The organism is Kribbella voronezhensis (assembly GCF_004365175.1).
GTDB classification, from domain to species: domain Bacteria; phylum Actinomycetota; class Actinomycetes; order Propionibacteriales; family Kribbellaceae; genus Kribbella; species Kribbella voronezhensis.
In genome coordinates, this window is record NZ_SOCE01000001.1 from 4,909,562 (window position 1) to 4,922,668 (window position 13,107).

9 protein-coding genes are annotated in these 13,107 nt (G+C 69.7%); 4 read left to right on the forward strand and 5 right to left on the reverse strand.

Annotated elements, in window-relative coordinates; translation table 11 throughout:
• Positions 1 to 2,382: an outer membrane protein assembly factor BamB family protein gene (locus tag EV138_RS22995; protein ID WP_133980862.1), complete on the reverse strand. Its 2,382-nt coding sequence runs from the start codon at positions 2,380 to 2,382 to the stop codon at positions 1 to 3.
• 149 nt (positions 2,383 to 2,531) lie between these two features.
• On the opposite strand from EV138_RS22995, the gene EV138_RS23000 reads away from it, so the two are divergent.
• Positions 2,532 to 3,407 carry a Gfo/Idh/MocA family protein gene (locus tag EV138_RS23000; protein WP_133980863.1) on the forward strand — a complete coding sequence of 292 codons (876 nt, stop codon included), beginning with the start codon at positions 2,532 to 2,534 and terminating at the stop codon, positions 3,405 to 3,407.
• 36 nt (positions 3,408 to 3,443) lie between these two features.
• On the opposite strand, the gene EV138_RS23005 is transcribed toward EV138_RS23000, so the two are convergent.
• A complete protein-coding gene (locus EV138_RS23005) occupies positions 3,444 to 5,705 on the reverse strand; it encodes an outer membrane protein assembly factor BamB family protein (RefSeq protein ID WP_238158297.1) in 2,262 nt (753 codons plus the stop codon).
• Positions 5,706 to 5,807: 102 nt separating this feature from the next.
• Positions 5,808 to 6,122, reverse strand: coding sequence for an ArsR/SmtB family transcription factor (locus EV138_RS23010; protein ID WP_133980864.1), 315 nt, complete (start codon positions 6,120 to 6,122; stop codon positions 5,808 to 5,810).
• Between the two features lie 88 nt (positions 6,123 to 6,210).
• Here EV138_RS23010 and EV138_RS23015 point away from each other — a divergent pair, with 88 nt between their 5' ends.
• Genes EV138_RS23015 through EV138_RS23025 form a run of 3 tightly spaced genes read left to right on the forward strand, consistent with a single transcriptional unit; the run spans position 6,211 to position 10,071 of the window.
• Positions 6,211 to 7,413: an MFS transporter gene (locus EV138_RS23015; RefSeq protein ID WP_133980865.1), complete on the forward strand. Its 1,203-nt coding sequence runs from the start codon at positions 6,211 to 6,213 to the stop codon at positions 7,411 to 7,413.
• 52 nt (positions 7,414 to 7,465) lie between these two features.
• A complete protein-coding gene (locus EV138_RS23020; protein WP_133980866.1) occupies positions 7,466 to 8,503 on the forward strand; it encodes a hypothetical protein in 1,038 nt (345 codons plus the stop codon).
• A complete protein-coding gene (locus EV138_RS23025) occupies positions 8,500 to 10,071 on the forward strand; it encodes a hypothetical protein (RefSeq protein WP_133980867.1) in 1,572 nt (523 codons plus the stop codon). The genes EV138_RS23020 and EV138_RS23025 overlap by 4 nt, the downstream gene beginning before the upstream one ends.
• A gap of 2 nt (positions 10,072 to 10,073) precedes the next feature.
• Here the strand turns inward: EV138_RS23025 and EV138_RS23030 are convergent, their stop codons facing one another.
• Both EV138_RS23030 and EV138_RS23035 read right to left on the reverse strand, forming a co-directional pair.
• Positions 10,074 to 12,140 (reverse strand): HelD family protein, encoded by a 2,067-nt coding sequence (locus tag EV138_RS23030; protein ID WP_439649000.1) that lies wholly within the window; start codon positions 12,138 to 12,140, stop codon positions 10,074 to 10,076.
• 47 nt (positions 12,141 to 12,187) lie between these two features.
• Entirely contained in the window at positions 12,188 to 12,994 is an 807-nt protein-coding gene (locus tag EV138_RS23035; RefSeq protein ID WP_133980868.1) for a phosphatase PAP2 family protein, read from the reverse strand.
• Positions 12,995 to 13,107 lie beyond the last annotated feature (113 nt).

The window sequence follows — 13,107 nt, forward strand, 5'->3', positions numbered from 1 at the left end:
CTAGTTCAAGGCGAAGAGGCGCGTGTTGTCGGAGAAGATCGGGCGGCCGTCGGCGACCGTGACGGCCGGCTTGTCGCAGGTGACCTTCTTGGTGTCCGCGACCGAGGCCGCGGTCGGGCCGGCGACGATCGGGCGGGGCAGGATGCCGGTGGTGCCGACCAGGACGGGAGAGCAGGTGCCGTCGGGTTGCGGCATCAGCGTGACCACGCGGCCGTCTGGCAGCATCCCGAAGCCGTCCCGCGGGTACTGGGGCCGCTGCAGCTTCGGTGGCACCGGCAGGAGGTGGTGCCACTGCGTCGTACCGTCTGCTGGGCTCGATGCCGACACGTCGTAGTTCTGTACCTGGCCCGCCTCGTTGTTGGTGCGGCAGGTGACCAGGACGAGGGACGCGTGGGTCGCCGTCAACTGCGCGTCGCAGGACGACGCGCCGAGCCGCGGCCTCGGCGTACCGGGGACGGGTGAGGTCCACAGCACGCGGCCTTCGCCGACGTCCACTGCCCACTGGTAGAGCGTTCCGCCGGCCGCGCCCGTCCACACCAGCCCCGTGACCTCGCGGCTGTCCGGCACGGCGACCATGTCCCCGACCCAGGTCGTCGGGTCGAGTTCGGCGCTCAGCTCGAACCGGATGCCCAGATCGACCTCCCAGCGCTGCTTGCCGTCGGTCAGGTCGAGCCCGCGAACCACGGCGTGGTTGTCATCGCAGGCGTCGACCACGACGGCCTGGTCGGCCAGCAGCACGCCTTGCGTCACAGTGCACTGCAACCGGGTCCGCCAGTGAGTCGGGTTGCTGACGCCGTGCGCGACGACGTACTTGCCCTCTGCAACGAGTAGTTGGTTCGCGTCAACGGCCAGTGCCGTGCCGTCGGTGTGTACCTCGGTGAGCGGCTTACCGGTGCCTGCATCCAGTACGGCGTACGTGGGCAGGTCGATGCCGCTCGGTGCACGGTTACCGGCGTACGGGAGGTGTGCCGCCAGCGTCCGGCCGTCGCCGGAGACCAGGAGGCCACGGGACCCGCTGGAGGCGGCACCGTCGACGTCGGCGCGCGCGTAGCGCCACCTGATCTGCCCGGTGGTCGCGTCGGACATCACCACGCCGTCGGAGCGGAGCTCGGCGACACCGCCGGCCGTGCCCGCGATCGCACCGGTCGCTGGGACCTCACGACTCCAGGCGAGTTCACCATCGAGCTGGACCGGCAGTACGCCGGGCGGCACGGTCGTGGTGGTACTCACGGTGTTCGCTGTCTCGAGCCGGGCCTGAACGAACGGTTCGCCGGCCGACACGACGATCCAGGCCAGCAGGGAAGCGCAGACGAGGGTCACTCCAAGGCCTAGCGCACGCGGTGGCGCCAGAGCGTACGGCGGTGCGAGGCGGAGGCGGCGGGCCAGTGCGAGGAGTGCTCCGGCGAGTACCAGGGCGACGGAGGCGAGCATCAGGTACGGCCAGCGCTCGCTCATGGCAGCGCCCGGCTGTGCGGCGGGCCAGCGCCACCAGCACACGCCGATCGCGATCACACCCAGGCCGATCAACGCGAGAGCAGGAATGGTGACCAGCCGCGGTTGAACTCGTCGGTACCACGCGCAGGTGAGGGCGGCAGCTACCGCAGTACCGGCGATCGGTGCCCAGACCGGGAAGCCGGTGGACTCGTCCGCAGCGGCGGGCCAGTGTGCGGCAGCGCCGAGGCCGCGGCCGAGCAGGACAGAGGCTGCGACGATCACCCCGAGGGCGGCACCCAGGTAGATCATCGGGATCAGCCCGGAGATCGGACGGGCCGCCTTGGGCGCCCAGGTGGACAGCTCCCGGCTCAGGTTCGCCCTGGCGGCGGCTTCCCACCTCTCGTGGCCCCGGCTGGTCGCGTACAGCGCAGTACCGGCCAGGCCCTGCAGGAACGTCATCCGGCCGCGGGCGAAGTCCCGGTCGCCGATGTGCCCGTACTCCTCGCGGATCCCGGTCGCGTACTCGTCGTACCGGTCGGCGGGCAGGCTGAGGATGCGCAGGTCCGCGTCGCACAGGACCGCGCCGTTCGCGTCGTCGGGGTCGCAGTCGTGCTTGGCGGTGAGCCGGATCAGCCGGCCGATCTCGTCGACCTGCTCGGCCGGTACGCCGTACGCCGACAGCTCGAGCTCGGCCAGTTGCGCGGAGAGCTCTTCGTTCTCACCCGGTTCGGCCGTCGGATCGTAGATGGCGTCGTGGAACCAGGCCGCGAGCCGCACGGTCTCCGGGTCCTCGGCCAGGTCGGCGAGCTCGTCGACGGTTTCGAGCATCTCGGTCAGGTGCCGCTGGTCGTGGTAGTGCCGATGTTGCTCTGCGTAACGAGCCAGCAGATCATCGCCCAGCGGCTGCGCGTGCGGCAGCAGGCGATTCCACTGGTCGCGCAGGTCCATGGCTGGGAGTCTCGCACCCGGAACAGGCCTGTACCGACCGATCCGGGGCTCGGGGTTAGGGTCGTGGCCAAAGCGATATCGCCTCGTCACCAGACCGGTGCGGGAGCGTCGGATCCGCAGGTTTCTGCCGGGTGGAAGAGGAGCGCGCGATGCGATTCGGTCTGGTCGGTACCGGTCACTGGGCGCGGGTGACGCACGGGCCGGGGCTCCGCGCGGCCGAGGGCGTCGAGCTGGTCGGAGTGTGGGGCCGAAGCGCCGACAAGGCGTCACGCTTAGCGACCGAGCTGGGAGCGACCGGATACGACGACTACGCCGAGTTACTGGAGGTCGTGGATGCCGTCGCGTTCGCCGTACCGCCGAAGATCCAGGCGACGATGGCGCTCGAAGCCGCTGCCGTAGGCAAGCATCTGCTGCTGGACAAGCCGGTCGCGGACTCCCTCGACGACGCCCGGGCGCTGGCCGGCGAGGCGACCGCGGAAGGAATCGCGTCGGTGGTGTTCTTCACCGGCCGCTTCGCGCCGGAACTGCGGTCCTTCTTCGCCGAGGTCGAGGAGACCGGCGGCTGGCGCGGCGGCTGGTGCCGGATGCTCGCCTCCTTGGACGCCCCCGGCAACCCGTACGCCGAATCCGCGTGGCGCCGCGAGAAGCGAGGCGCCCTCTGGGACGTCGGCCCGCACGCGCTGTCCAACCTGACCGCGATGCTCGGCCCCATCGCCTCGCTGCAGGCCGTGGGCGGCGCAGGCGACCTGGTCCACCTCGTCGTCACCCATGAATCCGGCGCCACCAGCACCGCCAGTCTTTCCCTCAGCGCCCCGCCGAACGGTACAAGCTTCGAAACCGGCCTCTGGGGAGAATCCGGCACCACGCTCCTCCCGCGCGCCACGACGCCGGCTACCAACTCCCTGAGTCGTGCGGCCGAGGAACTGGTAGCCGCCGCCGAGTCCGGCGACTCGCACCCGGTGGACGTCGTCTTCGGCACCCACATCGTCGAACTCCTGGCCTCCGCCGAAGCCCAACTCCACTAGCCCAACATCTGCTCACGAACTTCGGTGCGTGGGGTGTCAGTGGAGGGCGATGACTGTGCCGTCGCCGGAGGTGAGGAGGAGGTTGCCCAGGGCTCGGGGAGCGCGGGTGCAGGTGATGCCTTCGGGGAGGCGGGACTGGCGGTAGCCGTTGCGGGTGATGATGTTGGCCACGCAACCCGTGCGCGCCTGGGCCAGGGAGATGACGCGGGCGTCGGCGGTGACGGCTACTCGGGTGCGGGGGTTGACTGGAGCCGTGCTCTGCCAGGCGGTTCGCCCGGTGGTGGTGTCGATCGCGGTGATGATCGTCTTGGTGTTGACCTGCGTGGCCGGCCCTGGGCAGTCGACCACGACCAGCAGGTTGCCGGCCGCGTTCAGCAGCGTGCGGCAGGCCCAGTTGCGGGGGACCAGCCAGCGCCACTTGGTGTCGCCGGTGCGCGGCTCGATGCCGACGAGCGCTGCCGGTACGTCGGAGTCGCCGCCGGGCTCGGCGACGACGACCAGGCCGCCCACCACGATCGGCCGGCGGTACATGTCCGCGGGCGACTTGGTCCACAGCTTCTTGCCGGTCTCGAGATCCAGCCCGCTCATCTCGTCCGGCCGGTCGCCGCAACTGTGCCCGAGGAAGGCGACGACGGTGTCCGCAGTCGCGACCGCGCCGATGTCCGTGCACCGGCCGGGCTCGAACGTCCAGCGCTCGTGCCCATCCGGATCGGTGCCGCGCAGCTTGTCCGAGCCCTTGCTGACTTCCTCGCCGGTCAGCAGCGGATCGGCCTGCTGGATCGAGTGGTCCCTGGTGTGACCTGGCCAGGCCGCCTTGCGCTTGCCGGTGTTCGCATCGAGCAGCAGGTAGCCGATGTCGGAGAACTCCGCGACCAGCAACTCACCGTTCCCCGTGGCGTAGATGTCCGGCTTCTCGTCCGAGTCGGAGCGGGAGTAGCGCCAGCGCAGTTCACCAGTCGCCGCATCGAGCATCTCGACCACACCGGTCTGCCGCGGGACGGCAATCCCGTACTTCGTACCGACGGCCTCCTCCGCGCCCGCGCCCGACAGGGCCCTGCTCACCCAAGCGACCGTCCCGTCCAGCGTGGACCGTGGGAACTCGCCGGCCGGGCGACGGCCGCCCTCCACTCGCTCGTTCGAATCCAGCACGTAGTTGCGTGCCAGTGGCTGCACGATCAACAGCAGCGCCAGAGCGATGACACCCGGTACCGCGAGCCAGGCCAACTGCTGCCCGAGGTTTCGCGAGGGCAAGAACCGTGCGGTCCTCGTGCGAAGCAGTGAGCCCACCAGCGCAGCACCAGCGGCCACTAGGAGCAGCAGCAATGCAGAGATGAGCAGCGGCACCCGCAACCCGACACCAAGCGCAGGGTTCGTCACCGGAACCTGCGCCCACGCCACCAGCAGCCCTGTCACTGCAACCGCCACTAGGGCGCCCGAGATGAGCCGAGCTCGCTGACTGCTGCTACGCGCGCAGCGGAACAACACAGGTGCGCTGAAGAAGGCAACCACAGCAAGGACAACCGGCGGCCAGCCGGCTTCGGATTCGAGAGCCGGAACTTGCCATGGCGCGCCGGCCGCGGCGATGGCGACTACTGCGGCGGCGATAGCGCCGAAGGTAGCCAGTGCCGCCAGAGCCGCTTGCTGCCAACCGCGCCAAGGAGCAGGGAGTTCACTGTCGAGCCCGGCGAGCTCTGCTTCCAGGTTGGCGCGAGCCGCAGCGCCCATTCGCTGCCGCGCCAACTGAGTCCGGTACAGATGACCGTCCAGGATTTCGCGGACCTCGTCGTACCGGCGTTCGGTGGCGGTTGCCCGGTCGCCGGCGTCGCGGCGTACTTCGGACGCGTGCGCGGCGTAGCGGCTGGGTGCAGTGGCGAGTGCCGCGTTGACGGCGTCCAGCAGGACGTCACCGTTCGCGTCGCGGCGAGGCGGAGCGTAGGAGTCCGTCGGCGGTGTGGACAGCGAGCCGGTCAGCCGGATCAGCCGGGCGACCTCGGCGATGCGGATCGGGTCCACGCCGTACGCCGGCAGGGTCTGCTCGGCCAGGCGCGCCGACGCCTCCGCGTCCTCCGCCGGGGCACCGCCCGGTTCGTGCACGGCCCGGTGGAACCAGGCGGCGAGCCGGACCGAGGTCGGGTCGGTGCTCAGCTGGATCAGCGAATCGAGCCCGGTCAGCACGGTTTCGAGGTACTGGTCGCGGTACGCGCGCCGGTTCCGGCCGAGATAGCGCGCGACCAGGTCGTCGGCCAACGCGGTCGAGCCAGGGATCAGCTCGTTCCACCGTTCGCGCAAGGCCACCACCGCCACAGTCTGCCAGTCCGCCCACACGCCCGCCGCTCGATCTGGGCACCATCGGCTTGCGGTTGCCGAACACCGGCCGAGATATGGGCCGGGACGGGCGGCTCAGCGAGGAGCGGCCAGGACGCCGGGGAGCAGGCCGGGGTACAGGCAGTCGAGGTCTTCGCGGCGCAGGCTGCTGATTCGCCGGGTGCCCTCGGTGTGGGTGCTGATGACGCCGGCCTCGCGCAGGATCCGCAGGTGGTGAGCCCGGGTCGACGGCGTCACCTGGAGGTCGATCTCGCCGCACGCGATGCCGTCCGGCAGGTCGGCGAGGAGCCGCACGATCTGCAGCCGGACCGGCTCGCCCAGGGCCTGCAGCACGTCCTCGATGCGAATCTCTTCGCGATCGGGCTGCGGCAGGGCTTTCGAGGTGCTCATGGCATCCATAGTACGACCACTATCGAAGTTCGACGAAGATCGTAGTACGATCAACGTCGAACTAACCATTTCCGTCGGAAGGTCCCTGATGTCCGCACGCATCTACCTGCTGGCCGCCGGTGCCTTCGCCGTCGGCACCAGCGCGTACGTCGTGTCCGGCGTGCTCCCCGCCGTCAGCTCCGAGCTGCACGTCTCACTCACCGCCGCCGGCCAGCTCGCGACGGCTTTCGCTCTCTCGTACGCCGTCGGCGCGCCGCTGTTGTCCACGTTGACGGGCCGCTGGGAGCGCCGCACGCTGCTGCTCGCCGCACTCCTCACTGCTGCGCTGGGCAACCTGATAGCCGCGCTGGCCACGGACTACTCGGTGCTGATCCTGGGCCGGGTCGTGGCCGCGTTCGGTGCTGCTGCCTACACGCCGGCTGCCACGTTGTTCGCCACCGGCTTCCTGCCGCCGGAGGAGCGGGGCCGCGCGGTTGCTGTGGTCTTCGGTGGGCTCACCTTCGCGCTCGTGCTGGGAGTACCGGCGGGCAGTCTGCTCGGTGGAAGTCTCGGCTACCGCGGGGTGTTCGGGCTGATCGCGGCAGTGGCCGTCCTGATCGCGCTGGCCGTCCAGACCGCGCTTCCCAAAGTCCAGGCGCCACCTGCCATCAGCTTGCGTGAACGGTTCGCGGGAGTGACCGACAGGCGCGTGCAGATCGTGCTGGCGATAACGGTGCTTTCGGTCCTCGCAACAATGAGCGTTTACATCTACGTCGTGCCGCTGCTGGCCAAGACTGCTCACCTGAAGGGCGGCATTGTCGGCGTGCTGCTGCTGGTCTACGGGCTCGGTGCTGTGGTCGGCAACCTGATCGGTGGCCGGGCAACGGACCGCTTCGGCAGTCTTCGGACACTGGGCGTGGTGCTGACCGGATTCACCGTGGTGATCGCGACACTGACGCTGACCGCGACCACGGTGGTCGGTGCGGGGATTGCCTTGTTCGTGTGGAGTCTCTTCACGTGGGCGTTCAACCCGCCGATCCAGAACCTCCTGCTGGAGCTGGGCTCCGGCGGTGGACTGCTGCTGGCGATGAACGCGTCGGCGATCTACCTGGGCGCCGGACTCTCGGCCGTGGTCGGCGGCCTGGTGATCAAGCTGGTCGGCGTACAGCTGCTACCGCCCATCGCAGCCGGGCTCGGCGTGATCGTGCTCGCTCTGCTGGCAGTACTGCGCCGCAACCCCGCACTGGAAGCGATCGAGCACCTGGAGCCGGTCGAGTCCGAAGAGCGCCTGTCAGTAGCCGTCGCCGACTGACCGACGACACCGCCGGCCTGCCTTAACACCTCGTTAGGGCAGGCTTGCGCCCATGCGTCCGCTGGCTGCCCTGCTCCTTGCCGTCTCCTGGGCGGTTCCGCTGCCCGCGTCGGCCGAGCTCCCGAGGACCCAGTCCGCCACTCCGAGCGAAGTGGTCGAGGGATGGAAGAGCTCACCCGTGTACGTCGACCCGTCGCAGCGGTCGCTCGTTCCGGAGCAGGACTCTCAGCGCTTGGCTACCCGGATCGACGGGCAGACGCCGGCGATCCGGATCGCTGTGGTCCCTGCTGCGGCGCTGGCCGCGGGAGACCGTGACCAGGCGGCCAGGGCGTTCGTGGATCAGGTAGTGGATCTCCAGCAGGCCGACGGGATCTACCTGGTGGTGTTCGGCGGGGCGATCACCTGGGGGAGCGCGGTAGGGGTGGATACGCCGATCGCCGGGATACTCACCGACGAACTGGCGAAGCACAGCCGCTCGGACCCGGTGGGGACGCTGGAGGGCGTACTGGATCAGCTCGACGTTCCCAGCTCGTCCAAGGGAGCCCCGGGCCGGCTGTGGCCGGTGGGGATCGTGCTGGTGCTTCTGGTTGCCGGCGGGCTCGGCTTGCGCTGGTGGAAGCGGAGGCCGGGAAAGGATGAAGGCCCTGCGTTGTACCGGCCGTCGTACCAGGTGTTGCCCGACGAGGCGGACACGCTGGAGGAGCGGCAGAAGCTCGCCCTGGAGGACGTGACCCGGTTCGGCGAGGAACTGGACAGAGCCGACGTGCGTCTGGACGGCGTGGAGACAGCAGCGGACGTGCAGGCGGCGATGGACGCGTACGCCGACGCGGGCCGCGTGGTCGACAGCTTGCCGGACGACCAGCAGTTGCGCGCAGTACGAGCAACTGTCGAGTACGGACGCTGGCGGCTGGCTTGTGCTCAAGCCCGGCTCGCCGGTACGCCGGCGCCGCCGCGGCGCGCTGCCTGCTTCTTCGATCCGGCGCACGGCACCTCCGTGACCGACTGGATGTACACGCCACCGGGCGGTAAGGCCCGGGAGATCCCTGTCTGTGCTGCCTGCCAGAACCGCCTCGCTGGAGGAACACGATGACCCGCTACCTTCGCCTGCTCGGCACGCTCGCGCTGGTCGCCGCGCCTGTGCTCGCTGCGTCGCCGGCCCACGCCGCCACCCCGACACCGACACCCAAGCCGAGCAAGCCGCCGACCAGCCGGCCGACGTACAAGTACACGCAGCCTCGCTACACACCGCCGGACATCGAGGGCGACCGCCAGCGCGCGCAGGCTGCCGCGGAGACCTACATGAACGGCGTCGCCGCCAAGTTGGGTGATCCAGGCATCTGGGTCGACCCGGCGGTGACCCGGCTCAGCTCCTCGGAGGTGGTCGAGCTGAACCGCGCAGTGAGGTCTGCAGCGGCACCGATGCGGATCGCGGTCATCCCGGCATCGGCGATCGACACCGCCTACAAGAGCACCTATAGCTACAGCTCGCGGGTCCGGCTCGCCTGGACCGGCGAAGAGATCGCGAGCCAGCTGTACGACCGGGTCGGCGTGGAGGGCGTGTACGCCGTACTGGTCGATGCGAGCTCGGAGGCGAAGGGTCGCGGGTTCCACGCCGTGCAGCACGCCGACAAGGGACCGACGTACCACGTGGGGGACGCGGTCGACGAGGCGGTCGACTGCTGTGCGCCGGACTACGACGCCATCCTCACCAGGTTCATCCAGCGTGCGCAGCTGATCGACAAGCCGTTCTACATCGACGCCGCCCCGTACGCCGGAGGCGTGGCCGGCCTGGCGGTGCTGTGGTGGGGCGGTACCACCCTGAGCGCTCGCCGCGCCCGCAGGTCGGACGAGAAGCAGCACCTGGAGGTCGCGGTACCGGTCCTCAACGAGGAGATCATCGGGCTCTCACAGCAGGTGTCAGCGCTACCGGCCACCTCCGACCCCCAGCAGGCGAAGCTTTCCCAGGAAGTGCTCGATGCCGTGGAGAAGGCCCGGCATCGGCTCGACGAGGCCAAAGGTGACGACGACACCGCGGCTGTAGCCACACTGCTCGGCTCCGCGCGGTACGGCTTGGTCTGTCTGGCTGCGGTGCGCGCAGGCAAGCCGATCCCCGAGCCGACGCCGCCCTGCTTCTTCGATCCCCGCCACGGGCCCAGTACTACGGCCGTGGAGTGGGCACCCGAAGGCGGTACGGACCGGGAGGTGCGGGTGTGCGCCGCATGCGCTGCGAAGGTCGCGGCCAAGCAGGAGCCCGACATCCGGATGGTGACGCTCAGGGACAGGCCACGGCCCTACTGGACGCTCGGCGAGGAGCTGGCGTCGTACATGGACGGCTACTGGACTATGGGCGACGGCACGCGCTGGTGGTTCCCGGACCAGGACGCCCGCCGGGCCGGAGAGGCGATGCGATCCCGCTGGGGCTCCCGTCGCCCCGGTGCTCGCCTGAGTCGCTTCTCCGACGACCTCAGTACTGCGATGTCCAGCCGCTCGTCCTCGTCGAGCTGGAGCAGCTCGGACGACGACGACAACGACAGCGGCAGCAGCTGGAGCTCCGGATCGTCCCGGCGCCGGCACTCCTACTCGTCCCGTACCCGCTCCAGCGGCGGCGGCTCGTCCCGGCGCTCCTCCCGCCGCTCCGGCGGCTCCCGCGGCTTCTGACCTCAGCGCAGTACGTCGGGCAGGTCGTCGGTGTGCAGGATCGCGAGTGAGGTGACCGCACGGGTCAGGCAGACGTAGAGGCGGCGGAGGCCGGTTCGCTCGTCGGCCTCACCGGCCACGATGCCTGCCGGTTCCACCAGAACCACGTGGTCGAACTCGAGACCCTTCGCAAGCCCGGCCGGTACGACGTCCACGTGCGCCTCGACGTCGTCCTCTTCGCCGAGCACGCTGAAGCTGATTCCCTTGTCCTGCAAGGCTTTCCGGGCTGCGGGGACCAGTGCGTCCGGAACGATCACGCCGATCGACCCGGGCCGTTCGGTGATCTCCTGCAGGGTCTCGACGGCGGCGGCCAGACTGTCCGGCACCTGGGTGATGGCGAGCTCCCCGCGGGCGCGTCGTACAGCGGTCGGTGGCGTCAGGTGCGGCGCGATCTGCGGCAGCAGCCGCGCGGCGTACTCGATCACCTGGCCGGGCACGCGGAAGCCGGCCGTGAGCTCCTCGGTGTGCGCGCCGCTCTTGCCGAGATGCTTCAGCGCCTCGTCCCAGGACGGCGTCGCCCACGGTGTCGTGCCCTGCGCGATGTCGCCGAGCACGGTCATCGAACCGGTCGAGCACCGCCGCCCGACAGCCCGCAACTGCATCGCCGACAAGTCCTGCGCCTCGTCCAGTACGACGTGGCCGAGGCTGGGCGTCCGATCCACCAGGTCAGCGAGCTCGTCGATCAGGGTGGCGTCGGCAACAGACCACTTCGCGGCGCCCGCCGACCGGGGCGCCTTGTCCCACAACAGGAGCGCCTGCTCGTCCTCGGTCAGGATCCCGTCGGCGTGCTCGGCCAGCAACTCGGCGTCCGTGAACAACCGGAACAGCAGCTTCGCCGGATCGACGGCCGGCCAGAGCGCATCGGCGTACAGCTTGACCGGCCGGCTCCGCGCTACCGAGTCCTGGACGCGATCGTCCGGCGAATCACCGCCGGTTTCCATCCGGAGCAGTACTGCGTGCGCCAGCCGCTGCGGCAACATCGCCCGGCCGGCGCCGTACCGGATCCCTCGGGTGCGGAGCTCGTTCACCAGTTCCTCGGCCTCGTACGCCGGTACGCGCCAACGGTGCGATCCCCGCGGTACGACCAGCGCCTCCTTCGGCAGTTGCACCTGCGACCACACTGCCCGGCGCAGCACCTCCGCCATCCGCGCGTCACCCTTGAGGATGTCGACCGGTGCGGGTCCCGGCCCTGCGATCTTGACCCGCGCGACCAGCTCCTCGACGGTCGTCTGCTTCGCCTCGATCTCGCCCAGCGCGGGCAGCACGTCGCCGATGTACCGCAGGAAGCTCGCGTTCGGCCCGACCACCAGGACGCCGGCCCGGCTCAACTGGTCGCGGTACGCATAGAGCAGGTACGCCGCGCGGTGCAGCCCGACGGCCGTCTTCCCCGTTCCGGGCGCACCCTGGACGCAGATCGTCTCGTCCACCCCGGCCCGGACGATGACGTCCTGCTCCGGCTGGATCGTCGCCACGATGTCGCGCATCGGGCCGGACCGCGGCCGCTCGATCTCCGCGTCGAGGATGTCGCTGTGTTCGCCGACCGGTGCGGAGGTGGTCAGGTCCTCGTCCTCGAAGGCGGTCATCTCGCCGTGGGTGAAGCCGAACCGGCGGCGGATCCCGACGCCCATCGGCTCGGTCCGGCTGGCCCGGTAGAACGGCACCGAGATCTCGGCGCGCCAGTCGACCACCAGCGGCTCGCCCTGCTCGTCGTTCACGTGCCGGCGGCCGATGTGGAAGGTTTCCTCGGTGGGTTCGAGGTAATCCAGCCGGCCGAAGAACAGCGGTACCTCGGGATCGTCCTCGAGTTCCTGCATCCGGCGGAAGATCGCCGCTTTGAGGAACTCGGCGTTCACCGGGTCCGCGCTGTAGATCTTCAGCGAGCCGGTCTTCTCCCGCATCAGCGCGAGCGCCGCGCGGGAGGTCCGCAGGTAGTCCTTCTCGGCCTGCAGGGTGGACGGCGTCGGGTCGGGATGCTGCGTGGGGTCGGAAGGCGCGGGCTCGGGATGCGTGGGGTCGGGATCAGGGGGCACGACAAGACCTCCGCAAAGCGGTCGACGGTCGGGGAAGCCCCGCTACGTTACTTGAGCGCGGGCTCCGGGGCGACCGAATTATCCGCGGACCTGTCGACGGTCTTGTAGCTGCGCAGTCCGGGCCGGAGCAGCAGCGGCAGGCTGATACCGATCAGCAGCAGGGCGACGATGCCGTCCAGCCAGTAGTGGTTCGCTGTCACGACCACCACCGAGAACGTGATGATCGGGTGGGCGAGCCACAGCCAGCGCCACTTGGACCGGGTGATCAGGATCATCGAGAGCGCGATCAGGGCGGCCCAGCCGACGTGCAGGCTCGGCATCGCGGCGAACTGGTTCGCGACGCCGCCGGAGTTCTCGGGTCCGTAGACGGACTGGCCGAACTTGAGGCCGGTGTCGACGAAGCCGGGCATCATCCGCGGCGGTGCCAGCGGGAACAGGATGTGGCCGATCAGTGCCAGCCCGGTAACGGAGACCATCGTCCAGCGGACCAGCGGGTAGGCCTTCGGCCGCCAGATGGACAGCCAGAGCAGGACCGCACCGGTCAACGGGGCGTGCACCGACGCGTAGTACAGGTTTGCTCCCTGGACCAGTTGGGGGAGCTGGAGGGCGGCGTGCTGGATCGCTGCCTCGTCCGGGAGATGCAACCAGTGCTGCACGGAGAGCACTTCGCGGGCATGGCCGAAGGCCGAGCCGGTATGTTTTCCGGCGAACTGCCGACCCGCGCTGTAGACCAGGAACATGGTGGCGAGCAGGACTGCTTCCCGCACCACCCGCCAGACCACCGGCCCCGCCCCGGTGGAGCTGCGCGCCCGTTCCCCAGTCAGATCCACCCGCTCGAGTGCCTGTGTCCCCATACGTCTCGACGGTACCGGTCGAAGTCTCGGGATTCGCTCAGGTTGAACCCTGATGTTGCCCTGGGCAATCCCCGAACCACCCTCTGTGACCGAACCGTCACCCCCATTCAGCT